Raw genomic sequence first — 23,716 nt, 5'->3', positions numbered from 1 at the left:
AGGCTTAAACGATCAGTCGTCGCGCGAGCCGCCGAAATACCCGCATCCACGCTGGACCTGACCGTCAACGCGCAGTTCGGCACTCATGTGCTGGATGCTGCCGGTGCTGCTGTCGACGCAACGTTGCGGTGCAACCCACAGTTCGATGTGCTGGTTGTTGGCTTCGGTGCTGAGGTTGAAACGGCCATCGCCCAGTTGCTCTTCGACGTAAGGCACGGCCAATGGCGGCTGGCCGGCGCGGTCGACGACCATGCCTTTGCCGCTGACTTTCACGCTCCACTCCGGAGTGTGGCCGGCGGCGCGCAGGATCAGCAATTTGAAATTCGGATCGTCGCACGCGGTGCCCGAGCGCTCGACGCGGTACAACTGCTCCAGATCGAGCTGGCCGTCACCGCCGCTGCCGGCCACAACCCGCCCGCGCACGTCGGCAAACAGCTTGCCTTGCTTATCCGCCAGGCTTGCAGCCTGCTGCAGGACACTGGTACCGCCCGTGTCGTTGACCACGTAGCGGTTAGCCTGGTTGCACGGCTGGAACAGCAGTTTGCCGTCCGCCGCGGTCAACTGGCCTTGCATGCGTGTCTGGCCGACATGGGAGGCGCTCTGCCGCTCACCCTCGAACAACTGGCAAGCGGCGAACAGCGGAAGCAGGGCAACGAGGACTAAGGAACGGGCAACACGCATCTTGGGGTCTCCTGACAAGTGCCGCCACGTTACTCAGCCTGACCGTTCATCACAAGACTCGTATTGCTCCGTCGCCGATCCGACGGCTGTTTGCAGCAACATTTTGTGTATTGTTTCTGTGCCAGGAATCAGGGCGCAAAGGTAGGCTGCCACGTTTTTGCAGGAGCAGGGCATGAAGAAGGTTATGGTCTGGAAGGTTTGGATGTTTTTGCTGGCGATGACAGGGGCGACGTGCAGTCAGGCTGCCGAGATCAATTTGTCCTCGGCAACGGACTTTATCCGGATGGAGTTAGTACTCAAAGACGTCGAAAGACTGCATTCCAGTTATGAAATGAATGTCACGCTCAGCCCTGAAGCGACTGAGCGTATACAGCACGTTTCCCGCGAAGCGATAGGCCAGCAAATGACGCTATCGATTAACGGTTGGAAGATCTCCACGGCGACAGTGCATTCAGTCCTGGGCTCAAGATTCAGAATAGCCATCCCTAAATCCATCGCCAAGGATTTGCTGCCAACGCTGATTGATTGAGCGGAGCCAGCTCAACCTACGTGAAAGGTCTGACCCGTTTGCAGGCCTTCCACGCTCTTGGCGTAGGCCAAGGCTACATCCGCTGCTGGAACCGGCTTGAAGCCACGGAAGTACGGCGCGTATTTGCCCATGGCTTCGACCAGGACATTCGGGCTGATCGAATTCACTCGCAGGCCACGCGGCAATTCGATGGCGGCGGCGCGAACGAAGCTGTCCAGTGCACCGTTGACCAAGGCTGCCGAGGCACCGCTGTAAATAGGATCGTGACTGAGCACGCCGGTGGTGAAGGTGAACGAAGCACCGTCATTGGCGAACTCGCGACCGATCAGCAGCAGGTTGACCTGGCCCATGAGTTTGTCTTTGAGGCCCAGGGCAAAGCTCTCTTCGGTCATCTCGTTGAGCGCAGCGAAGGTCACGTTGCCTGCGGCGCACACCAGCGCATCGAATTTTCCGGTCTGCTCGAACAGTTTGCGAATCGAAGCGCTGTCGCTGATATCCACCTGAAAGTCGCCGCTGTTGCGGCCAATGCGGATGATTTCGTGGCGCTGGGACAACTCTTTGTCCACTGCCGAACCGATGGTGCCGCCTGCGCCGATCAAAAGAATTTTCATGGAGGCTGATCCTCATGTGGGTTGGATGAGCTTTCAGTTTAGAGTGGTTTTTTCTGCGGATAAGCGCACTAATAGGCAACCTTTGGTTTTCAAATGGAAACAATCCATGAGCGAGATGGATGACCTGGCCGCGTTTGCGGTATTGATCGAAGCGGGTAGTTTTACCTTGGCGGCGCAGCAGCTCGGTTGCAGCAAAGGCCAGTTGTCCAAGCGCATCAGTCAGTTGGAAGCGCAGTTTTGCGTGGTGTTGCTGCAACGCACCACCCGCCGCTTGAGCCTGACCGCCGCCGGTGCTGCGTTGTTGCCACAGGCCCAGGCGCTGGTGGTGCAAGTCGAGCGGGCGCGCCAGGCGCTGGCGAGATTGAAGGACGACATGGCCGGTCCGGTGCGGATGACGGTGCCGGTATCGCTCGGGGAAACTTTCTTCGATGGTCTGCTGTTGGAGTTCTCCGCCAAGTATCCCCAAGTGCAGATCGAGCTGGAGCTCAACAACAGCTACCGCGATCTGTCCCGCGACGGCTTCGACCTGGCGATTCGCTCTGACGTGGCCATTGACCAACGACTAGTGGCACGTCCGCTGCTGGCGTGGCAAGAGCTGACCTGTGCCAGCCCGGCCTATCTGGAGCAATACGGTGAACCGCAAACGCCTCAGGCGCTGGCCGAGCATCGCTGCCTGCTTAACAGCCATTACAGCGGCCGGGAGGAGTGGCTGTATCACCAGCAACATGAGTTGTTGCGTGTGCGGGTGTCGGGGCCGTTCGCCAGCAACCATTACAACCTGTTGAAAAAGGCCGCACTGGTCGGCGCCGGTATTGCGCGCCTGCCGTCCTACTGTTTGCCAACAGAACTGGCCGACGGGCGTTTGCGTTGGCTGCTGCGCGATTATCAGACCCGCAGTATGCCGATGTACCTGGTGCATCCGTATCAGGGCGGATTGCCCAGGCGTACGCAGGTGCTGGCGGACTATTTGATCGGGTGGTTCAAGCGCAGTGGGGAGGTGCTGGACAGGCTATAGGCCAGAACACGACCCCCTGTAGGAGCCGGCTTGCTGGCGATGGCGGTGTAACCTTCAAAAGAGATGTTGACTGATACGCCGCTATCGCCAGCAAGCCGGCTCCTACAGGGGTTGATGGCATAAAAAAACGGCCCGCTAAGGCCGTTTTTTGTTTACCGCAAAGGCTTAGCCACCCAGGTACGCTTCGCGCACTTTCGGGTCGGTCAGCAATGCTTCACCGGTGCCTTGCATCACCACCCGGCCGTTCTCCAGAACGTAGGCGCGGTCAGCGATCTTCAGCGCCTGGTTGGCGTTCTGTTCGACCAGGAACACCGTCACGCCGTCCTTGCGCAGTTGTTCGATGATGTCGAAGATCTGCTGGATGATGATGGGTGCCAGGCCCAGCGACGGCTCGTCGAGCAGCAGCAACTTGGGCTTGCTCATCAGCGCACGGCCGATGGCGAGCATTTGCTGTTCGCCACCGGACATGGTGCCGCCGCGCTGGCTGAAGCGTTCTTTCAGGCGTGGGAAAAGTCCGAGAACCTTGTCCATCTGTTCCTGATAGTCGCCCTTGGCGGTGAAGAAACCGCCCATGGAGAGATTTTCTTCCACGGTCAGGCGGGAAAACACCCGACGACCTTCCGGCACGACGGCGATGCTCTTGCGCATGATCTGCGAGGAGTCCTGGCCGACCAGTTCCTCACCCATGTAACGGATGCTGCCGCTGTGGGCGCGCGGCGAACCGCAAAGCGTCATCAGCAGCGTGGACTTGCCGGCACCGTTGGCACCGATCAGGGTCACGATCTCGCCCTGGCGGACTTCGACGTTGACGCTGTGCAGGGCCTGGATCTTGCCGTAGAAGGTGGAAACGTTTTCGAACTGCAGCATTTACGCTTCCCCCAGGTAGGCTTTGATCACTTCAGGATTGTCGCGGATCTGTTCCGGCGTACCGTTGGCCAAGGGCGTGCCCTGGTTGATCACGACGATGTGGTCGGAAATGCTCATGACCAGCTTCATGTCGTGTTCGATCAGCAGAACGGTGACGTTGTGCTCTTCACGCAGCATGCTGATCAGCGCCTTGAGGTCCTCGGTTTCCTTCGGGTTCAGGCCGGCGGCTGGTTCGTCGAGCATGAGGATCCGCGGGCGGGTCATCATGCAGCGGGCGATTTCCAGGCGACGTTGCTGACCGTAGGCCAGGGTGCCGGCGGGGCGGTTGGCGAACTCTTTCAGGTTGACCTTTTCCAGCCAGAACTCGGCGAAGTCCATGGCCTCGCGCTCGCTTTTGCGGAACGACGGGGTCTTGAACAGGCCGGACAGGAAGTTGGTGTTCAGGTGACGGTGCTGGGCGATCAAGAGGTTCTCGACCGCGGTCATGTCCTTGAACAACCGCACGTTCTGGAAGGTGCGCACCACGCCCTTGAGAGCGATCTTGTGGCCCGGCAGGCCTTCGATCGCCTCGCCGTCGAGCAGGATGCTACCGCCGCTCGGCTTGTAGAAACCGGTCAGGCAGTTGAACACGGTGGTCTTGCCGGCACCGTTGGGGCCGATCAGTGCAACCACTTGTTTCTCTTTCACGCTCAAGGCAACGCCGTTGACCGCCAGCAAACCGCCGAAGCGCATGCTCAGGTTTTCTACTTTAAGGATCTCGCGGCTCATTTGCGCAGCTCCATGTGAGGACGTTGCATGGGCAGCAGACCCTGAGGGCGCCAGATCATCATCAGCACCATCAAGGCGCCGAACATCAACATGCGGTACTCACTGAACTCACGCATCATTTCCGGCAGCAGGATCATCACGATCGCCGCCAGGATTACACCCAGCTGCGAGCCCATGCCGCCGAGCACCACGATGGCGAGAATGATCGCCGACTCGATGAAGGTGAAGGACTCCGGCGTTACCAGACCCTGACGGGCCGCGAAGAAGCTGCCGGCGAAACCGGCGAAGCTGGCACCGAGGGTGAAGGCCGACAGTTTGATGATGGTCGGGTTCAGGCCCAGGGCGCGGCAGGCGATTTCGTCTTCGCGCAACGCTTCCCAGGCACGCCCCAGGGGCATGCGCAGCAAGCGGTTGATGACGAACAGCGCACCCAGGGCAAGCAACAGCGCAACCAGGTAGAGGAAGATCACCTTGTTGATCGAGTTGTATTCGAGGCCGAAATACTCATGGAAGGTTTGCATGCCTTCCGCGGCTTTACGTTCGAAGGTCAGGCCGAAGAACGTCGGTTTCTCGATGTTGCTGATGCCGTTCGGACCGCCAGTGAGGCCGGTCAGGTTACGCAGGAACAGACGAATGATTTCACCGAAGCCCAGGGTCACGATCGCCAGGTAGTCGCCACGCAAGCGCAGTACCGGGAAACCGAGCAGGAAGCCGAAGGTGGCCGCCATCAGGCCGGCAATCGGCAGGCAGATCCAGAAGCTCAGGCCGTAGTAGTGCGACAACAGCGCGTAGCTGTAGGCGCCGACGGCGTAGAAGCCGACGTAACCGAGGTCGAGCAGACCGGCCAGGCCGACCACGATGTTCAGGCCGAGGCCGAGCATCACGTAGATCAGCACCAGGGTTGCGATATCCACCGCACCGCGAGAGCCGAAGAACGGCCAGACCAGCGCACCGGCGATCAGCGCGATGATGATCCAGCGCTGCGTGGTTGGCAGGGTCAGGAAGTTGCTGGCCTTGGCCGGAATCATCGGCATGCTTGGCGACGAACGCCAGGCCGAGCTGATCTGCTGGTCGAACAGCACACGCAGGAACATCAGTACCGAGCACACCGCGATGGTGATCAGGGTGGCGTCGCTGGTGCCATGAACTTCGAGGTTGATGCCGACGATGGTCAGCTTCAGACCGAGTACCGGGTAGGCCACGGCCCACACCAGCAAGGCGCTGAAAAACGCCTGTTTAAGATTCCTAGTCATACCTTCTCAACCTCCGGACGACCCAACAGGCCGGTTGGCCGGAACAACAGCACCAGAACCAGTAGACCGAACGCCACGACGTCCTTGTACTGGTCGCCGAAGATATCGGCACCAAAGGCTTCCGCCACGCCAAGTACCAGCCCGCCGAGCATGGCGCCCGGAATACTGCCGATACCGCCCAGCACCGCTGCGGTGAAGGCCTTGAGGCCGACGAGGAAACCGGCGTTCGGGTTGATCACGCCGTACTGCATGCTCAGCAGGACGGCGGCAATGGCTGCCAGTGCCGCACCGATGACGAAGGTCAGGGCGATGATGTTGTTGGTGTTGATGCCCAACAGGTTGGCCATCTTGATGTCTTCGGCGCAGGCGCGGCAGGCGCGACCCAGGCGAGAGCGGGAGATGAACAGCGTCAGGCCGAGCATGGCGATCAAGGTCACCACGAACACCACGATTTGCATGTAGGAAATCAGCACTTCATGTGCGCCACCTGGCCCAAAGGCAATGTTGCCCGGAATCAGGTTGGGGATGGATTTGTCCTTGGAGTCTTGCGCCAGCAGAACCGTGTTCTGCAGGAAGATCGACATGCCGATGGCGGAAATCAGCGGGATCAGACGGTTGCTGCCGCGCAAGGGGCGGTAGGCGATCCGTTCGATGCTGTAGCCATAGGCACTGGTGACGACGATGGTTGCCAGGAAAGCGGCGGTCATCAACAGCGGAACGCTGTCGAGTCCCAGCATGGCCAGCCCGGCGATGGCGATGAACGCCACGTAGGAGCCGATCATGTACACCTCGCCATGGGCGAAGTTGATCATTCCAATGATGCCGTAAACCATCGTATAGCCGATGGCGATCAGGGCATACGTGCTGCCAATGGTCAGGCCATTAACCAGCTGTTGGAAAAAGTGATAGATGTCAGGCATTACAGCGCTCCTAAAAACCTGATACGCATTTCACTGGTGGAGTCATTTTCCCGCCCGGGCCCCGTGGATCTGCATCCACTTCGAATCCGGGGTTTGCCAGCGAACCGCTGATGACGGTTTTGAGATTTTCAGGTGGGGAGACTGGCGGATCACGCCAGCGCGGCCCAAATACGTTCGTAAAACAAAGCCCACGGCACGCCGTGGGCTTTGTTGGCAGTCAGTCAGGCAGCGCCTTACTGAGGCGAAGCTTCAGTTTTTGGTTTGCCGAAGTGCCACTCGTAAACCACAAACTTGAAGTCCTTCAGGTCGCCCTTGGCGTCGAAGCTCAGGTCGCCAGTCGGGGTCTTGAAGGTGCCGGCGTGAATGGCTTCCGCCACTTTTGCAGCGTCTTCGGACTTGGCAGCCTTGATACCGTCGGCGATTACGGTCACAGCCGAGTAGGCCGGGAACACGAACGGACCGCTCGGGTCTTCTTTCTTGGCCTTGAACGCGTCAGCCAGGGCAACGTTGGCAGGATCCTGGTCGAAGGATTTCGGCAGGGTCACCAGCAGGCCTTCGGAAGCGTCCTTGGCGATCTGCGAAATGGAGTCGTTACCCACGCCTTCCGGACCCATGAACTTGGCTTTCAGGCCTTTTTCCTGGGATTGACGCAGGATCAGGCCCAGCTCCGGGTGGTAGCCGCCGTAGTAGACGAAGTCGACGTTGGCTTGCTTGAGCTTGGCGATCATCGAGGAGAAGTCTTTGTCGCCGGCGTTGACGCCTTCGAACACGGCGACTTTAACGCCTTTTTTCTCGAGAGTGGTTTTGACGGCGGTGGCGATGCCTTCACCGTATTGCTGCTTGTCGTGCAGGACAGCAACGATCTTCGGCTTGACGAAGTCGGCGATGTAGTTACCGGCGGCAGGGCCTTGAGCGCTGTCCAGGCCGATGGTGCGGAACACCATTTTGTAACCACGGGCGGTGATGTCCGGGCTGGTGGCAGCCGGGGTGATCATGATCACGCCTTCGTCTTCGTAGATGTCCGAAGCCGGTTGAGTGGAGCTGGAGCACAGGTGGCCGACCACGAACTTGACGCCGTCGTTGACGACTTTGTTCGCGACCGCGACAGCTTGTTTTGGATCACAGGCGTCATCGTATTCAACGGCTTCGAGTTTCTTGCCGTCTACGCCGCCTTTGGCGTTGATCTGTTCGATGGCCATTTTGGCGCCACTGAACTGCATGTCGCCGTATTGGGCTACAGGGCCGGTTTTAGGGCCGGCGATGCCGATCTTGATGGTGTCAGCTGCGAACGAATGGCTGGCAACCCCTGCCAGAACCATAGCGGCAAACAGTTTGGAAATCTGCTTAGTAGCCTTAGTCATAGTGCTCCACTCTTACTGTTGTAGTTTTTATAGTCCTGGCGCCGAAAGCAGCAGAACCGGGTCAGATATCTGCGACATTCCCCGGAAAAGTCCCTCGGCAACTGTACCGGTACAGTGTAGAGCGCCGATTGTCAGCCTGGGAAGGCGGCTCCGGGGGACAAAACCTGCAAGTGTCGCTTTATTGAAAGTAAAAGACAGAATTGCGGCGGGGCATTGAGGGGCTTATAGCCGGATTCCGTGCATTCCTTGGCTTTCCTGCGCTTTTCATTTCGGTCACTCAATTGCATCCGGGTTTTTCTGCCAGACCACCGACGTTATGATTCACGTCGATTTCTTTTTCCGGACAGTCCCATGAATCAAGAACCTAGCACCCTCTATGCCAAGCTGCTTGGTGAAACTGCATCTATTACCTGGAAAGAGCTGGAGCCGTTCTTCGCCAAGGGTGCCCTATTGTGGGTCGATCCCGGCCTGGATTTGATCGCCGCCGCTGAGGCCGTGGCGACCGATGAGGGCGAGAAAGTGGCTGCCTGGCTGGCCGCCGACAAAGTCGCCAAGCTGTCTGAAACGCGGGCGTTGGATCTTTTTGAACGTGATCCGCAATTGTGGGCCGTGGTTGTTTCGCCGTGGATTCTGGTCCAGGAAAGGGCGCAGGTATAAAAGGTCGCACCTGATTGGTGCGCTTCTTTCCGGGGGGAAAGTGTGTAGCCGAGTAGCGTGATGGCATGTTGCCGTAGAGAAAGGCCACAGCCTCACGGTGACGTAAACGTAACGGGAACAGTTGAGAGGGCAATTGAACGTCCGCTCAATTGTTTCTGGATGTTGATATGTGTGGTTTTCAAAGCCGCCTTCGCGAGCAAGCCCGCTCCCACATTCAACCGAGTCGAATGTGGGAGCGGGCTTGCTCGCGAATGAGGCGACGCTTAGTGAGCGGTCTTGCCCGTATGGTTATTAAGCGAAATAACCTTGGTCTTGCCAATGCGGTGACGGTAGATCTCGCGCAGGTACTTGATCGATTTCTTCACGCAATCCCGGGACAGGCGGATGTCATTGATCGAGACAAATTTTTCCTTGTCGTTGATCAGCTCACGGTACTTCTTCTCGTACATCGGCTTGATCGCGTACCAGTTGGTATCGAGGATCTTCGCCGGGTTCTCGAATTCGTTGAGCAACTCGTCGATCCGGTCTTCATCGAACTGTTCGTTGATGATGAAGTCCAGGATCGAGTTGTCCAGGGTCTCGTCGAAGCGGTATGGGTTTTTCGCGAAGCAGCGCTTGATGAAGGCCACGATCAGCGTCAGGAAGTCGTCCGACAGGCATGGGCTCTTGGCGATCAGAGTGGTCAGCGACAGGTTGGCCGAGGCGCCGATCACCAGCGCGTAGCGCTTGAGTGTGGTGTTGGGGAACAGGCTGTTGAGGTGAGTCTTCAACCGGTTCAGGTCCATGTAGGACAGCTTGTAGTCCTTGGGCAAGGAAACGATCGACACCACCGACGAGCAATTCTTGAAGAAGTGCAGGTCATGCAGGGCCGCCGCGTCGTAACCGGAGTTCTTGTACTGCTCCAGCGACGCGCGATAGCGCTTGGACTCGATCGGCAACAGGCTGATGCCTTCGATGGCCTGGGTGACCTTGTTGAAGTGCGGCAGGTCGATCGAGCGGAAGAACAGGTCGTCGATATTCAGGCGCTGCGGCTCTTTCTCGAACACCTTGAACTTGTCGCTGCTCGGCGGCGGGGTTTCCGGCACCACGGACTCGGCATAGGCAATTGCTACCGGGCCAGCCAGGCTCATGAACAGGTCGTTGGCATCCAGGCGGATGGTTTCGCCGATGTCGATTCCGGCACGACGGAAATAGTTCTGGTCGTAGTCGGTGGTCACCGCCTGGGCCGTCAGAATGTTGAAGATCTGCTGCGAGATGTATTGGTTGGCATGCTTTTCCATGGCATTGACATCAATGTTCTGGATATTGCCGTCATCGTTCTCTTCGGCGTAACGCATGATGTCGTTGGAGATCAGCATCATCGCGTTCCATGGGCGGATACGGCCCATGACGCTGGCTTCGCTGCTGTCTTCGTTGGCGAAGTTGTAGGAGAAGTCCCACTCTTCCGACAGGTATTTGCACAGCAGACGGCCGGCGTTGATGTGCAGCGCTTCGGACATTTCACTGCGGTGGTCGGAAATGTTCGGCAGCACGCAGATGCCACTGGTGAAGATCGGTTCGAAGACGAAGGAGTGGCCGCTCTTGCTGTCGTGCTCGTCCATCGGCTTGGTGTCGAACGTCTTGTTCATGTACGAATGCTGCTGGGCCAGGCCGAATTCCGAGGCCATGCCCGAGCCGGTACCGCCGCCGGCACTGAAGATCGAGAAATACAGGCGCGACTGGTTGGCCTTGATACCGCAGCTGTCGATCAGGTAAGAGTGAATCATTTTCCAGTCAGGGCTGGAAAAACGCTGGGTGTCCTTGTTCAGGATGATCTTTGCCAGGTACTGGCCGAGGATCGGCGCGTTACCGGCGCCACCGGCGTGGACTTCCGACAAGTCCATGATTTTCATCTTGCTGTAGTCGCGCAGGAATCCGCTTTTTTCGCCCTTGCGCGAGAAGCGGATGCGTCCGGCGATGTCCTTGTCCAGGTCACCGAGCATCACCAGCGGTTCGACCAGAAACACCGGCTTGGTGTTCTTGTTCTGGCCCAGGCGCAGGTTGTTGCGGATCCACTGGGCCGGGCTGTAGCCCTTTTCGGCAAAGCGCTTGTCCGGCGACAGGCGATCTTCGTTGTTGAATTCGTTGAGGTAGAACTTGCGGGCGTTGTACACCAACTCCGCCACGTCCAGCGCAATGTTCGAGCCGCAACGGCCCAGGCCGATCAGGCACACCGACGGGAATTCCTGATCGTTGTGCTGTTCGCTGTCGCCTTCCAGGTGCGGTGCGCGCGGGAACACCATGTCGCGCAGGCCGTCGAGGTTATCGAGGATGCGGTCGGTGTTGGTTTCGGTGAAGTACAGGTATTGCTGGGTCGCCAACGGGCGCGATTGAATCAACGGCTTCGGTGATGACGGGCTGTTGGCCGCGGGGCTCAACGTCAGATCGGTTACTGCAGTGGCCGGGTTGTTTTTAGAAGTCATTGTTCGCCATCTACCTGGGCTGATTGGTTGGCCGACTCACTGTCGTCGAACCGTCACGGAATACAATCGCGTCTTTTTTCAGCGCGTACTTGGACCATGCCTTGGTCTTTTGCCTGAGCATTGCTCGGAGTGAATCCTTTCCTAAGTCATGATGGATCGGCCAATATTTGGCGATCTTTAATCAAAAGGAGGCTAAATGATGTCAACGCTACCTTCGTTGGGGTTTGCCGGGATCGGCCTGATGGGGTTGCCGATGTGCCAGCGCCTGCTGGCCGCGGGTTATCCGCTGGTGGTATGGAATCGCAACCCGGACAAGTGCAAGCCGCTGGTGGAAGCTGGCGCACGCCAGGTCGCCAGCCCGGCCGAACTGTGCCAGCACGCTGACGTGGTGATGTTGTGCCTGGCGGATACGGCTGTCGTGCGCGAGGTAGTGTTCGGCCCGGCGGGCATTGTCGAGGGGGCAAAAAAAGGCCAGCTGCTGGTGGATTTTTCCAGTCTGGAGCCCAACGCCACGCGAGAAATGGCCGCCGAACTCGCCGGTAAAACCGGCATGGGCTGGCTCGACACGCCGGTGTCCGGCGGTGTGATTGGGGCGCAAGCCGGGAGCCTGGCGATCATGGTGGGTGGTGATGTGCAGGATCTGCAGCGCGTCCGGCCTGTGCTGTTGAACCTGGGGCAACGTGTGACGCACATGGGCGGCGTCGGGGCAGGGCAGGTGACCAAGGCGTGCAACCAGATGATCGTCGCCTGCAATGCCTTGGTGATTGCCGAAGTGGTCGCTTTGGCGGAACGTTCCGGGGTTGATGCCAGCCTGATCGCCGAAGCTCTGGCGGGCGGCTTTGCCGATTCCAAACCCTTGCAGTTCCTGGCCCCGCAGATGGCTGAAAACCGTTTCGAGCCGATCAAGTGGCACGTGCGCACGTTGCTCAAGGATCTGGATGCAGCGGTGAAGTTTTCCCGTGAGCAAGGCTCGGCGACACCGATCAGCGGTCTGGCCGCGCAGTTGATGCGCTTGCATGGGAGTCAGGGTTTCCTTGAAAAGGACCCCTCTACATTAGTGCAGATGTACCGTGAGCCAGACTCAGCGTCGTGACGGTATAGGCATGCTTGCGCTGGTTGATTTCGTTCAGTACCGGAAGCAACTCGGCCAGCGGCACCGGCCGACTGAGCAAATAGCCCTGAACGAAATCACAGCCATGGTCTTCCAGGAACTGGTATTGCTCGAAGGTTTCGACCCCTTCGGTGACCACTTGCAGTTGCAGGGTATGGGCCATGACGATAATCGCCTGGACAATCTCCATGTCCTGGGTGGCCTTGGGGATGTCCTGGATGAACGAGCGGTCGATTTTCAGCGTGTTGAGCGGCAGGCGCTTGAGGTAGGCCAGGGATGAATAGCCGGTGCCGAAGTCATCGATCGACAGCGACACGCCGAGGGCGCGAATCTGTCGCAGCAACACCAGTGTGTTGGCGATATTGCCCATCAGGGCGTTTTCCGTGACTTCCAGTTCCAGCCGATGGGGCGCCACACCGGCGGCCCGCAATGCGTACTCGATTTCATCGGCCAGTTCTTCGCGCGCGAGGTTCAGGGGTGAGCAATTCACGGCGATCTTGAGTTCTTCACAGCCCTGGCGCGACAACTCGCCCAGATCCTCGCAGGCCTTGCGCAGCACCCAATTGTCCAGTTCGGCGATCAGGCCGTTGGCCTCGGCGATGGCGATGAAACGATCCGGTACGAGGAAACCGTGGACCGGGTGCTGCCAGCGGATCAATGCTTCGAGTTTGCTGACCTGGCCGGTCTTGAGGTCATAGATCGGCTGGTAGTAGAGCATCAGGCCGGTGTCTTCACGCAGGGCATGGCGCAACTCTTCTTCCAGTTGCAGCTCAAGTGTGGCGCGGGTTTTCAGGTTGGCACTGAAAAAGTTCAGGCCGTTGCGGCCGCTGCCCTTGGACTGATACAGCGCCAGGTCGGCGTTCTTCAACAGCTCCTCACACGTCTTGCCGTCTTCCGGAAACAGGCTGATGCCGATGCTGGTGGTCATGACCATGCGCCGGCCAGCCAGCTCGATGGGCTCTTTCATTTTCAGCATGATGCGTTGGGCCATCTGTCGCGCTTCGTCACGATCATTCAGATCGATGAGCAGGCAGAACTCGTCACCGCCGAAGCGTGCGACCACATCCTCATGACTGCGAATCGAGCTCTTGATGTGCCCGGCAAGCACTTTGAGCAGTTCATCGCCGGCATCGTGGCCAAGGCTGTCGTTGATCCGCTTGAAATGGTCGATGTCCAGGAACAGCACCGCCAGCATCCCGCCTTCGTTGGTTTTCTCGATGAGCTTTTCGGCGAAGATCTGGTTGAATCCGCGGCGGTTGATCAGGTTGGTCAGCGGGTCATAGTGCGCCACCTGTTGCAGCGACATGCGCGCCTGGTCCAGTTGGCTGAGCAGGGAGTTGACCCGTTGCAGGTCATGGTCCTTGTGTTGCAGTTTCTTGTCCGCCAGCGCCGCGCTGATGCTGCTGCCGATAATCAGCAGGGTCATGACCGTCACGGTCAGCGCCAGTTGCAGGTGACTGTGCTCGCCGGTCTGCGTTGGCAGACTGCCGCTGGGCAGCACCAGGTTGAAGGCGGCCATGGCAGTGAGGTGCATGCTGAGGATGCCCGCGCCGAGCAACAGGCTGGCGCAGTATTTGAAGAGCTGATGCAGCATCCCGGCGCCGTCGCGCAGATACCGTGCCAGCAACAAGGCTGCCAGCGCGGCACCGATCGCAATCGCGATGGAAAGGGCAAACAGGCCCGGATGGTAATAGACCGAGGCATTGGAGTGCATGGCTGTCATGCCCACGTAATGCATGGTTGCGATACCCAGGCCGACCCCGATCGATGCCTTGAAGCACTGTTGCAGACTCAAGTCCGGGAGACTGAGGGTATGCATTGCCAGCCACGCGGCGAGCAGTGCGATGGTCAGCGAGAACACCGTGACAGGCAATTGGTAGTGAAGATCGATGGGTGCCTGGAAGGCCAGCATCCCGACAAAGTGCATGGCCCAGATTCCACCCGCCAGGCACGCGCTACCCACCCAGCGCCAGAGCGTCTGGGACGCGGATTTTTCCGCATGAGCAACCCGTTCGGCCATGTCCAGTGTCGCGAAACAGCCGACGCAGGCGACCAGATAAGCCAGCAGCACCAGAAACGGGTCATGTGTGCAATCGAGTATGACCTGTCCACTCTCTGGTAGCTCGGTAATGAAATGCAGACCAAGCCACTCCATAGCATGCCCCATCGTTATCCCTCAGGCCGACGCAAGGAGCGCCAACGAATGTCTTGGAGTATAGAGGGCATGGATGGAGCGCAAGCGGTAGTGGCACATTGGCGCCAATGATTTTGACATTAGCCTAATAGCGATTAGTGCTATTACTCAGGCGATTTGCTTCTGAGGCGTCTCGAACGCAGGTTGCAGTGCCGGCAAGCCGAAAGCGGCACGGGCCGCATCGCAATCGGGATTGGCCAGGCCATCTTCCCAGGAAGCCTCGAACTCCCGGCAGGTGCTGGAGCGTTTTTCATAAATCGAGCACTGCACCGTACTGCCGACATCTCCCACCAGGCTGGTGCAGCGCACGGGTTTGCAGCCGGTGCCGATCATCGCGACCCGGCTGGGGCTGATCGGCTCGACAAGCTCATCGGGTACCGTCCCTCCGGACGAGGCGCATTCACCCCAGAAAAATGACACGCGAAAATGAGAACAGCAGGCACCGCAATTCAGACACGGACTGGCTTCGGACATGGGCGATTATCGTAAGGAGGAGTGGAAACGCAGGGGGGGAGCAAGGGCGCTATTCTAGGCTTCGCCAACGGCTTGGGAAGGGGGGGCGAAAGGTATTTTTCATCGACCTGACGGACTGCGAAATATCCGTCATTAGAACGCTTTGCCCCTGTGGGAGCGGGCTTGCTCGCGAAAGCGTCGGGTCAGTCAATGTAATGGGTGAATGACACACCGCATTCGCGAGCAAGTCGAATCGTCGCACCGCCGCTCCCACAGGGTGTGCACCATGGGCAGGTATCAGCCTGGCGAATAATGAAAGACAGTCGTGCCTGGCCTGTCTAGATTGCAAAGTCCGGGGGCAGTGACGCCCCAATAACAATAAAAGAGACGGACCCATGCAGAACTCGACCCAAGCGGCCAATGCCTGGCGCATCCTGTTCCTGTTGTTCCTGGCCAACCTGTTCAATTTTTTCGACCGCACCATCCCGGCCATCATCATCGAGCCCATTCGCATGGAATGGCACCTCAGTGACTTCCAGTTGGGGATCATCGGTACCGCGTTCACTATCGTCTACGCCATTGCCGGCTTGCCTTTGGGGCGCATGGCCGATACCGGTTCGCGCAGCAAACTGATGGGGTGGGGGCTGGCGGTCTGGAGCGGGCTGACCGCCGTCAACGGCATGGTGGGCAGTTTCTGGAGCTTCCTGATCGTGCGCATGGGTATCGGCATCGGCGAGGCCAGCTACGCGCCGGCCGCCAACTCGCTGATCGGCGACCTGTTTCCGGCGCACCGTCGGGCGCGGGCCATGGGCATCTTCATGCTCGGCTTGCCCTTGGGGCTGTTGCTGGCGTTCTTCACCATCGGCGCGATGGTCAAGGCCTTCGATAGCTGGCGCGCGCCGTTCTTTATCGCGGCGGTACCCGGGCTGATCCTCGCGATCTTCATGTTTTTCATCAAGGAGCCGAAACGCGGCGCCGCCGAGAGCGTCCAGGTGTCGCAGGAACACATCGACCGGCCGATCCGCCGGGTGTTGGCTGTACCGACCTTCCTGTGGTTGGTGATGGCGGGCCTGTGTTTCAACTTCGCCACCTATGCCTGCAACTCCTTCCTGGTGCCGATGTTGCAACGCTACTTCCTCATGCCGTTGCAGGATGCCGCGGTCGCCACCGGGATTATTGTCGGCGTGACCGGGCTGGTCGGCCTGACCCTCGGTGGCTGGATCGCGGACAAGATTCACCAGCGGATCGCCAACGGGCGGCTGTTGTTTGCTGCCTTCAGTCTGGTGATCTCGACGGTCTGCACCGCATGGGCACTGCATTCCGGGCGCATCGAGATCGGTGTGTTTGTTGCGGTGTTTAGCCTGGGTTGGTTGTTCGCCTACAACTTCTACACCTGCGTGTACACGGCGATTCAGGACGTGGTCGAGCCGCGCTTGCGGGCGACGGCGATGGCGCTGTTCTTTGCCGGGCTGTACCTGTTGGGCGGTGGCCTGGGGCCGGTGGTGGTCGGGGCTTTGTCCGATCACTTCGCCCACACGGCGATGCTCGCGGCGGGTGCCGAGCAGATGACTGAGGCGTTTAAAGCGGTCGGCCTGCACGATGCGATGTACCTGATTCCGGTGGCGCTGTTGTTCACCGTGGTGTTTCTGTTCCTGGCTTCGCGGTGTTTCGTGCGCGATGCCAAGCGGATGAAGGAAGGGTTGGTGGCGGTGGTTGAGCCTGAAGGTTCTGCGGTGACTGCTTAACCGCCTTCGCGAGCAAGCCCGCTCCCACAGTGGTTAGTGTTGTTCACAGGTTATGTGGTCAACACTAAACCTGTGGGAGCGGGCTTGCTCGCGAAGAGGCCATCAGCAGCACAACTGAAATTGAATTAAACAAAAAGGCCCGCATCACTGCGGGCCTTCTTTTTAGCAGGGTAGAGCAGGGGACTTAACCCGCCACCAACACCCGAATCGCTTCCAGTCGCAGCGCAGCCTTGTCGAGCATGGCCAGGCCTTGTTCGCGTTGTTTGCGCAGGGCTACCAGTTCGCTGTCGCGCACGGTCGGGTTGACCGCTTGCAACGCGGTCAGGCGCGCCAGTTCTTCATCGGTATCGGCGGCCAGGCGACGCTGCGCCTCGGCGACACGTTCAGTGTGGCGCGGCAGGATCTTCGCTTCACCGGCGTTGATCCGCGGCGTCAACTGGTCACGCTGGGCCTGGATAAACTTGTTGGCGCTGGCACGCGGCACGCTTTCGAGTTGGTCGTTCAAGGTTTCGAACGACACGCGGGTCGACAGGTCGTTGCCGTTGGTGTCGAGCAGGCAGCGCAAGGCGGCCGGTGGCAGGTAGCGGCCCAGTTGCAGTGAGCGTGGGGCAACCACTTCGCTGACATACAGCAGTTCCAGCAACACGGTGCCCGGCTTCAGCGCCTTGTTCTTGATCAGCGCCACGGCGGTGTTGCCCATGGAACCGGACAACACCAGGTCCATGCCGCCCTGCACCATCGGGTGCTCCCAGGTGATGAACTGCATGTCTTCGCGAGACAGCGCCTGGTTACGGTCGTAGGTGATGGTCACGCCTTCGTCGTCGCCCAGGGGGAAGCTGGCGTCGAGCATTTTTTCGCTCGGCTTGAGGATCAGCGCATTTTCCGAATGGTCTTCGCTGTCGATGCCGAAGGCATCGAACAGGGTTTCCATGTAGATCGGCAGCGCGAACTGATCGTCTTGCTCAAGGATATCTTCCACCAGCGCATCGCCTTCGCCCGCGCCGCCGGAGTTCAGCTCCAGCAGACGGTCGCGACCGGTGTGCAGCTCGGCTTCCAGGCGTTCACGCTCGGTGCGGGCTTCGTCGATCAACGCTTGCCACTCGCCGTCGTCGGCTTCTTCGAGCAGCGGCAGCAGGCGCGGGCCGAACTGGTGCTGCAAGGCGTTGCCGGTCGGGCAGGTGTTGAGGAAGGCGTTCAGTGCTTCGTGGTACCACTGGAACAGGCGCTCTTGCGGGCTGGTTTCCAGATACGGCACGTGCACTTCGATGATGTGCTTCTGACCGATCCGGTCCAGTCGACCGATACGTTGTTCCAGCAGGTCCGGGTGGGACGGCAGGTCGAACAGCACCAGGTGATGGGAGAACTGGAAGTTGCGACCTTCACTGCCGATTTCCGAACAGATCAGTACCTGCGCGCCAAACTCTTCGTCGGCGAAATAGGCGGCGGCACGGTCGCGCTCGAGGATGTTCATGCCCTCATGGAACACCGTGGCCGGGATGCCGGAACGCACGCGCAGGGCGTCTTCCAGGTCCATGGCGGTTTCGGCGTGGGCGCAGATCACCAGCACCTTGGTGCGCTTGAGCATCTTCAGCTGGTCGATCAGCCATTCGACGCGCGGGTCGAATTTCCACCAGCGTTCTTCTTCGCTGGCGTCCGGTTGGGCCTGGAAGCTGACTTCCGGGTACAGCTCGGCATGATCGCCCAGCGGCAGTTCGAGGTATTCGTCCGGGCACGGCAGCGGATACGGGTGCAGCTTGCGCTCCGGGAAACCCTGCACGGCGGCGCGGGTGTTGCGGAACAGCACGCGGCCGGTCCCGTGGCGGTCGAGCAGTTCGCGCACCAGGCGCGCGCTGGCTTCGGTGTCGCCATCGTTGACGGCGGCCAGCAGGGCTTCGCCTTCGTTGCCGAGGAAACCGTGGATGGTCTTGTGGGCTTGCGGCGACAGGCGACCCTGGTCCAGCAACTCCTGAACGGCTTCGGCCACCGGGCGATAGTTTTCGCTCTCGGCGCGGAAGGCTTGCAGGTCATGGAAGCGGTTCGGGTCGAGCAGGCGCAGACGGGCGAAGTGACTGTCCTGGCCCAGTTGTTCCGGGGTGGCGGTCAACAGCAGCACGCCGGGAATGGTTTCGGCGAGTTGCTCGACCAGCGAGTATTCAGGGCTGACCTGATCTTCGTGCCACACCAGGTGGTGAGCCTCGTCGACCACCAGCAAGTCCCAGCCCGCCGCGAACAGCGCGTCCTGGGCTTTCTCGTCGTCCACCAGCCACTCGAGCGCGACCAGCGCGAGCTGGGTGTCTTCGAAGGGGTTGCTGGCATCGCTTTCGATGAAGCGCTCTTCGTCGAACAGCGCGACCTGCAGGTTGAAGCGGCGGCGCATCTCGACCAGCCACTGGTGTTGCAGGTTCTCCGGAACCAGGATCAGCACGCGGCTGGCGCGGCCCGAGAGCAATTGGCGATGGATCACCAGGCCGGCTTCGATGGTCTTGCCCAGGCCCACTTCGTCCGCCAGCAGAACTCGCGGTGCGATACGGTCGGCGACTTCACGGGCAATGTGCAACTGGTGCGCGATCGGTTGCGCACGCACGCCACCCAGGCCCCACAACGAGGACTGCAACTGGCGGCTGGTGTGTTCCAGTGTGTGATAACGCAGGGAGAACCAGGGCAGTGGATCGATTTGGCCGGCGAACAGACGGTCGCTGGCCAGGCGGAACTGGATGAAGTTCGACAGTTGGGTTTCCGGCAGGGTGACCACTTCGTTCTGCGCGTTGAGGCCGTGGTAAACCAGCAGGCCATCAATGTCGTCGACTTCGCGGACGGTCAGTTTCCAGCCTTCGAAATGAGTGATGGAGTCACCCGGCGAAAACCGCACGCGAGTAAGGGGCGCATTCCGTAGCGCGTACTGGCGAGTGTCGCCAGTGGCCGGGTAGAGCACGGTCAACAAGCGGCCGTCCTGTGCCAGAACGGTGCCTAAACCCAGCTCGGCTTCGCTGTCACTGATCCAGCGTTGCCCCGGTTGATACTGCTGCGCCATGCTGCCTGACTCCCACCTTGAAAAAGCGGGCTATCTTAACGGAATGAGGGCTTCAGGGCCAAAGGACTCTCAGAAAAACTCACAGTCTTACGTTAGCCCACCTATTCATGAAGTGCCGCCCGGTGCACTAATGAGTGCCAATTGGGTCACAGTTTGCGACCGATGGCTCAAGTCGCCATCCCCGCAGCCGACAGACTGCTGACAGGAGACCGAAAACCATGCTGCCACCGATGCTCCCCCTGAGTGCCGTGCCGATTACTTCGCAAACCGACCCGATCCGCCAGCGTCCGGATATTCCACCGGTGGTGCCGGTGCAGGAAAGCTCCAGTGAAAGCACCATTGACCTGCAAAAACGCAATCCTGAAGAGGACGGCCTGGTGCTGCGCGAGGAACAGCGCCGCAGACAGGAGCAGGAGCGCCGTCGCCGCGAAGCCGACAATGATCCCGAGGCGCACCTCGCGATTCCAGGCGATGAACTCAATGCCGACAACACCGTGCCGGTAGCGCCGCTGATGGAAGATCAACCACGGCAGGGGCTGTGGGTCGATATCGAGATTTGAGCGCAGGCTGGTCAGCGCGGCCATCAGGACGCATTATTGGCGCAGGGTCGCCGAACGCTACGGTGGCTGAAATTCATTTCAAGCGATGCACTGACCGCCATGAGCCAAGATGACAAACTGATTGACCTCAATGCTGAGCGCGCCAAGCGTGTTCATGACCTCAATGACAAACGGCTCAATGAAGTTCGCCAGGCGTTCGAGCAGGCCATGCCGCTGGGCAAGCCAAAGAAAAAGCCGAAAAACAAACCGAAAAAGCGCTGAAATCCCCCCGCATTCCTTGATGCGGGTCAAACTTTTCCCCTCCTCTTGCCCAGTCTCGGGCGACATTGATCCCGGTCAATATTTTCTCCTGCCCGTTTGGTTAACTTAGCCCTATCGCAACAGGGCAAGTACAGGAGACGCGTCATGTTTTTCGACAACGTGGTGATCGCCGGAGTGCTGACTGTCAGCCTCATGTTTGTATTTTTTGCAGGATTCGGACTTTTTATCTGGAAGGATTCGCACAAGCGCAAATAACCGTAGTTCTTTCTGGATGTAATGAGCACGCAAGGCATTTTGGGCAACTTCGGTTGCCCTTTTTTTGCCTGCGAAAAATTATTGGAGTGCATAAAGCCACTGTGGGAGCGGGCTTGCTCGCGAAGGCGGTGGATCAGTCAACATCTTCGTTGAATGTGAAGCCGCCTTCGCGAGCAAGCCCGCTCCCACATTGATTGTGTAATGTCGGAAGTAGGCCGTAATAAAAAAGGCGCGATCCTTGCGGAGCGCGCCTTTTTCTTTTGGCTGCTTATCAGCTGCCAAGTGCCTTCGAAGCGAGCCAGAACAACCCGGCCGACAGGGCCACCGTGGCAGGCAGGGTCAATACCCACGCCAGCAGGATGGTTTTGACGGTGCCACCTTGCAGGCCGCTCTTGTTGGCGACCATGGTGCCCGCCACGCCAGAGGACAGCACGTGGGTGGTGGAAACCGGCAGGCTGAAGATGTTCGCCATGCCGATCAGGCTGGCCGTGGTGATCTGCGCCGACATGCCTTGGGAGTAGGTCATGCCTTGCTTGCCTATCTTCTCGCCAATGGTCAGGACCACGCGTTTCCAGCCGACCATGGTGCCCAGGCCCAAGGCCAGTGCAACCGCCAGAATGACCCAGAACGGGGCGTACTCGGTGGTGGTGGTCAGGTCTTTGCGCAGCTTGTCCAGGTCAGCCTTTTCACGGGCTCCGAGAGTCGGCAGCTTGCTGACCTTCTTCGCGGTGTCGTCCAGGCAGAGCAGGTAGCGACGGACTTCGATGCGGCTTTCCGCCGACAACGAGTGGTAGTCCGCTACACCCTTGAGGGTGCCGAGCAGGGCGGTGATGGTCGGTTCGGTCTGTTGCGGGTTGCAACGGAACTTCTCCGGCAGATCGCCTTCCACACTCTTGCCCAGGGCCAGGAACTCGCCCAGGGTTTCGGAGTTGCGCTGGTAGAACTGGCTCAGGTGCAGCGTGGCATCGCGGGTGCGCTCGATCTGATAGGTCGTGCTGTTCAGGTCGAGGACGAACTGCGCCGGCACGATACCGATCAGGACCAGCATGATCAGGCCGATACCTTTCTGGCCATCGTTGGAACCGTGCACGAAACTCACGGCCATGGCCGAGATCACCAGTACCAGGCGATTCCAGAACGGCGGGTGCTTCTTGTCGTCGATCTTGCGGCGCTGTTCCGGTGTCTTGTGCATCTTCGACAGCGGACGCCACCATTTAAGGCCGATCAGGATCAGCGCGGCGATCAGGAAACCGGCCATTGGCGAGAACACCAGCGACATGCCGATATCGATCGCCTTCTGCCAGTTCACGCCATCGGCCAACGGTATTTCGTTGATCAAGGCGTTCGCCAGGCCCACGCCGAGGATCGAACCGATCAGCGTATGGGAGCTGGAGGCGGGGATACCGAAGTACCAGGTGCCCAGGTTCCAGGTGATGGCTGCGGCGAGCAACGAGAACACCATCGCCAGGCCATGGCCGGTGTTCACATTGATCAGCAGCTCTACCGGCAGCAGGTGGACAATGGCATAGGCCACGCCGACCCCGCCCAGCAGCACGCCGAGGAAGTTGAACACACCGGAGAAGAACACCGCCAGGTGAGGCGGCATGGCTTTGGTGTAGATAACGGTGGCCACCGCGTTAGCGGTGTCATGAAAGCCGTTGATGAACTCGAAGGCGAGGACAAAGGCCAGGGCGAGCAAGAGGCTCACAAGCACCCAAGCATCCAGTCCGCTGAATAAATCGATCATGAAGGTTTTCTGACCCGGTCATAAGGGGGCGCGATTATGCCAGAAAAGAGTGTCAATCAATGCACTAGCTGCTCGTCGGTAACATTCTTCAATGATTTTTTTCGCCGCAACACCCAAAACCCAAGGGTTTTGCTGTGTTTTTTAAGTCATTGATTTTATTTGAAAAGATTGCCGCCGCAAGAGATTCGCGCCTCAGGGGGATGGGCTTGAAAGCGTGTGCGAAAAATCTGAGAAATAGGTCAGATATCAAAAATCTGCCAGATTCGATGACGGTGATGGCCGCTGCCCGCTGGTAGCGGGCGCGCAAGGCAAGATCGATACATCCCGCTTTTAACGGGCGCAGAGGCAGGCCTTTATAAGGAACAGACCGAAGCAGTCACGGCTCTTCGGCTTTGAGTTCCTTTTCCATTTTTTGAAGTTCCTGCTGGAAAACCTGATCCTGAACGGTGGCGCGTTTACGCCAGGGTTTGCGTTCCGGTTCGGGTTGAGCGGCGTAAGTGGTGACTTCTCCGCCGTAAACTTCCTTGTAACGTTGTTCCTGGCGCTCTAGTTCCGCGCGCAGTTCGTCTTTCGTCACAGTGCTACCTGATTGAGTTGAGATAAATTCTGGTGAAAACGCGCTGCATCAAATCGATTGATCACGTTTGTCGAAGGGGCGACGCCCGCGAAGGCAGCGTTTTGACAACGACGTGATCAATACTTCCATGTCACAGGCGGCCACGGCACCAGAGATAAACAGCTGACGTAGCTTCAGTTTCCTGTTTCAGCAAGCGCATCGGCAAGGCTGGGCAATGCGGATCTGGCGCTTGCAACGGGTAACGCAGATGGGACATCGCGTTGCCGGGCAGCGGGTCCGGAAAGTAAAAAACCGAAGCGCTACTGAATTGTATTATAGCGGCCGATTTGAAGAACACTATCTCCAAAGTGTTAAAAGTGGATCTTGGTGTGTGACCGTTTTGTTGCGCGAAACTTTACGATCAACTAGATCGTCGACTGATAGCGCATTGCTTCGATGCCTTTCTGACGCCATTAAGTCGCACAAGTTACGGTATTTAGAATGCACCATTAAGACCTGTGTCGAGTCGATGTAATCATGAGTTCGTGAGTCAGTGAAAAGCCGGATGTCGGCGGATCGGGTGATTGATACGATGGGTTGCGATTATCGGCCGAGCGTTCGATAATCGCCCAGTGTTGGCCCGTTGGGCTTGAGCGCCAGGCGCTAGCCCTTTGTAATA

Annotated in this window: 21 protein-coding genes; 7 read left to right on the top strand and 14 right to left on the bottom strand. The window is 59.0% G+C overall.

Annotated elements, in window-relative coordinates; all coding sequences use genetic code 11:
- Positions 1-12 precede the first annotated feature (12 nt).
- Positions 13-681, bottom strand: a complete 669-nt coding sequence (locus KGA88_RS13320; protein ID WP_110658072.1) for a COG3650 family protein — start codon at positions 679-681, stop codon at positions 13-15.
- A gap of 172 nt (positions 682-853) precedes the next feature.
- Here KGA88_RS13320 and KGA88_RS13315 point away from each other — a divergent pair, with 172 nt between their 5' ends.
- Complete coding sequence (locus KGA88_RS13315) at positions 854-1,210, top strand: hypothetical protein (protein ID WP_223591560.1); 357 nt, start codon at positions 854-856, stop codon at positions 1,208-1,210.
- Positions 1,211-1,221: 11 nt separating this feature from the next.
- Here KGA88_RS13315 and KGA88_RS13310 read toward each other — a convergent pair whose 3' ends face one another.
- A complete protein-coding gene (locus tag KGA88_RS13310; protein ID WP_110658076.1) occupies positions 1,222-1,821 on the bottom strand; it encodes a short chain dehydrogenase in 600 nt (199 codons plus the stop codon).
- A gap of 106 nt (positions 1,822-1,927) precedes the next feature.
- Here KGA88_RS13310 and KGA88_RS13305 point away from each other — a divergent pair, with 106 nt between their 5' ends.
- The gene (locus KGA88_RS13305) at positions 1,928-2,836 is read left to right on the top strand and encodes a LysR family transcriptional regulator (RefSeq protein WP_110658078.1); all 909 of its coding nucleotides are present in this window, start codon (positions 1,928-1,930) and stop codon (positions 2,834-2,836) included.
- Between the two features lie 165 nt (positions 2,837-3,001).
- On the opposite strand, the gene KGA88_RS13300 is transcribed toward KGA88_RS13305, so the two are convergent.
- From KGA88_RS13300 to KGA88_RS13280, 5 genes are all read right to left on the bottom strand, one after another.
- Positions 3,002-3,703, bottom strand: a complete 702-nt coding sequence (locus KGA88_RS13300; protein WP_034146751.1) for an ABC transporter ATP-binding protein — start codon at positions 3,701-3,703, stop codon at positions 3,002-3,004.
- Positions 3,704-4,471: a high-affinity branched-chain amino acid ABC transporter ATP-binding protein LivG gene (gene livG, locus KGA88_RS13295; RefSeq protein ID WP_057716103.1), complete on the bottom strand. Its 768-nt coding sequence runs from the start codon at positions 4,469-4,471 to the stop codon at positions 3,704-3,706. It lies immediately after the preceding gene.
- On the bottom strand, positions 4,468-5,724 hold the full coding sequence (locus tag KGA88_RS13290; RefSeq protein WP_110658080.1) for a high-affinity branched-chain amino acid ABC transporter permease LivM: 1,257 nt from the start codon (positions 5,722-5,724) through the stop codon (positions 4,468-4,470). The genes livG and KGA88_RS13290 overlap by 4 nt, the downstream gene beginning before the upstream one ends.
- Positions 5,721-6,644, bottom strand: coding sequence for a high-affinity branched-chain amino acid ABC transporter permease LivH (gene livH / locus KGA88_RS13285; protein WP_110658082.1), 924 nt, complete (start codon positions 6,642-6,644; stop codon positions 5,721-5,723). The genes KGA88_RS13290 and livH overlap by 4 nt, the downstream gene beginning before the upstream one ends.
- Before the next feature lie 233 nt (positions 6,645-6,877).
- Positions 6,878-8,005, bottom strand: a complete 1,128-nt coding sequence (locus tag KGA88_RS13280) for a branched-chain amino acid ABC transporter substrate-binding protein (protein WP_110658084.1) — start codon at positions 8,003-8,005, stop codon at positions 6,878-6,880.
- 351 nt (positions 8,006-8,356) lie between these two features.
- On the opposite strand from KGA88_RS13280, the gene KGA88_RS13275 reads away from it, so the two are divergent.
- Entirely contained in the window at positions 8,357-8,662 is a 306-nt protein-coding gene (locus tag KGA88_RS13275) for a DUF2288 domain-containing protein (RefSeq protein WP_110658086.1), read from the top strand.
- A gap of 263 nt (positions 8,663-8,925) precedes the next feature.
- Here KGA88_RS13275 and KGA88_RS13270 read toward each other — a convergent pair whose 3' ends face one another.
- Entirely contained in the window at positions 8,926-11,124 is a 2,199-nt protein-coding gene (locus KGA88_RS13270) for a hypothetical protein (RefSeq protein ID WP_110658088.1), read from the bottom strand.
- 196 nt (positions 11,125-11,320) lie between these two features.
- On the opposite strand from KGA88_RS13270, the gene KGA88_RS13265 reads away from it, so the two are divergent.
- Positions 11,321-12,217 (top strand): NAD(P)-dependent oxidoreductase, encoded by an 897-nt coding sequence (locus KGA88_RS13265; protein WP_223591558.1) that lies wholly within the window; start codon positions 11,321-11,323, stop codon positions 12,215-12,217.
- Here the strand turns inward: KGA88_RS13265 and KGA88_RS13260 are convergent.
- Both KGA88_RS13260 and KGA88_RS13255 read right to left on the bottom strand, forming a co-directional pair.
- Entirely contained in the window at positions 12,174-14,390 is a 2,217-nt protein-coding gene (locus KGA88_RS13260) for a putative bifunctional diguanylate cyclase/phosphodiesterase (protein ID WP_277749437.1), read from the bottom strand. The two genes, KGA88_RS13265 and KGA88_RS13260, sit on opposite strands and share 44 nt — an antisense overlap.
- Before the next feature lie 147 nt (positions 14,391-14,537).
- Positions 14,538-14,903 carry a YkgJ family cysteine cluster protein gene (locus tag KGA88_RS13255; protein WP_110658094.1) on the bottom strand — a complete coding sequence of 122 codons (366 nt, stop codon included), beginning with the start codon at positions 14,901-14,903 and terminating at the stop codon, positions 14,538-14,540.
- Positions 14,904-15,277: 374 nt separating this feature from the next.
- On the opposite strand from KGA88_RS13255, the gene KGA88_RS13250 reads away from it, so the two are divergent.
- Positions 15,278-16,627: a spinster family MFS transporter gene (locus KGA88_RS13250; protein WP_223591556.1), complete on the top strand. Its 1,350-nt coding sequence runs from the start codon at positions 15,278-15,280 to the stop codon at positions 16,625-16,627.
- A gap of 184 nt (positions 16,628-16,811) precedes the next feature.
- Here the strand turns inward: KGA88_RS13250 and rapA are convergent, their stop codons facing one another.
- Entirely contained in the window at positions 16,812-19,658 is a 2,847-nt protein-coding gene (rapA, locus tag KGA88_RS13245; protein WP_223591554.1) for an RNA polymerase-associated protein RapA, read from the bottom strand.
- Positions 19,659-19,876: 218 nt separating this feature from the next.
- Between rapA and KGA88_RS13240 the strand changes: the two genes are divergently transcribed.
- On the top strand, positions 19,877-20,218 hold the full coding sequence (locus KGA88_RS13240; RefSeq protein ID WP_007998360.1) for a hypothetical protein: 342 nt from the start codon (positions 19,877-19,879) through the stop codon (positions 20,216-20,218).
- Between the two features lie 78 nt (positions 20,219-20,296).
- Here KGA88_RS13240 and KGA88_RS13235 read toward each other — a convergent pair whose 3' ends face one another.
- Positions 20,297-20,509, bottom strand: coding sequence for a hypothetical protein (locus tag KGA88_RS13235; RefSeq protein WP_181432070.1), 213 nt, complete (start codon positions 20,507-20,509; stop codon positions 20,297-20,299).
- A gap of 114 nt (positions 20,510-20,623) precedes the next feature.
- Here KGA88_RS13235 and ccoM point away from each other — a divergent pair, with 114 nt between their 5' ends.
- Positions 20,624-20,734, top strand: coding sequence for a cytochrome c oxidase subunit CcoM (gene ccoM, locus KGA88_RS31560; RefSeq protein ID WP_007976669.1), 111 nt, complete (start codon positions 20,624-20,626; stop codon positions 20,732-20,734).
- Positions 20,735-21,005: 271 nt separating this feature from the next.
- On the opposite strand, the gene KGA88_RS13230 is transcribed toward ccoM, so the two are convergent.
- Both KGA88_RS13230 and KGA88_RS13225 read right to left on the bottom strand, forming a co-directional pair.
- A complete protein-coding gene (locus KGA88_RS13230; protein ID WP_110660552.1) occupies positions 21,006-22,481 on the bottom strand; it encodes an inorganic phosphate transporter in 1,476 nt (491 codons plus the stop codon).
- Positions 22,482-22,857: 376 nt separating this feature from the next.
- Positions 22,858-23,058, bottom strand: a complete 201-nt coding sequence (locus KGA88_RS13225; protein ID WP_007986337.1) for a hypothetical protein — start codon at positions 23,056-23,058, stop codon at positions 22,858-22,860.
- Positions 23,059-23,716: the final 658 nt, after the last annotated feature.

Origin of the sequence: Pseudomonas sp. A-R-19 (assembly GCF_019956575.1) — a bacterium.
In the GTDB taxonomy this organism is placed as follows: Bacteria; Pseudomonadota; Gammaproteobacteria; order Pseudomonadales; family Pseudomonadaceae; genus Aquipseudomonas.
Note: the sequence above shows the minus strand (reverse complement) of the source record. Positions and strands in the feature narration are given on the sequence as shown.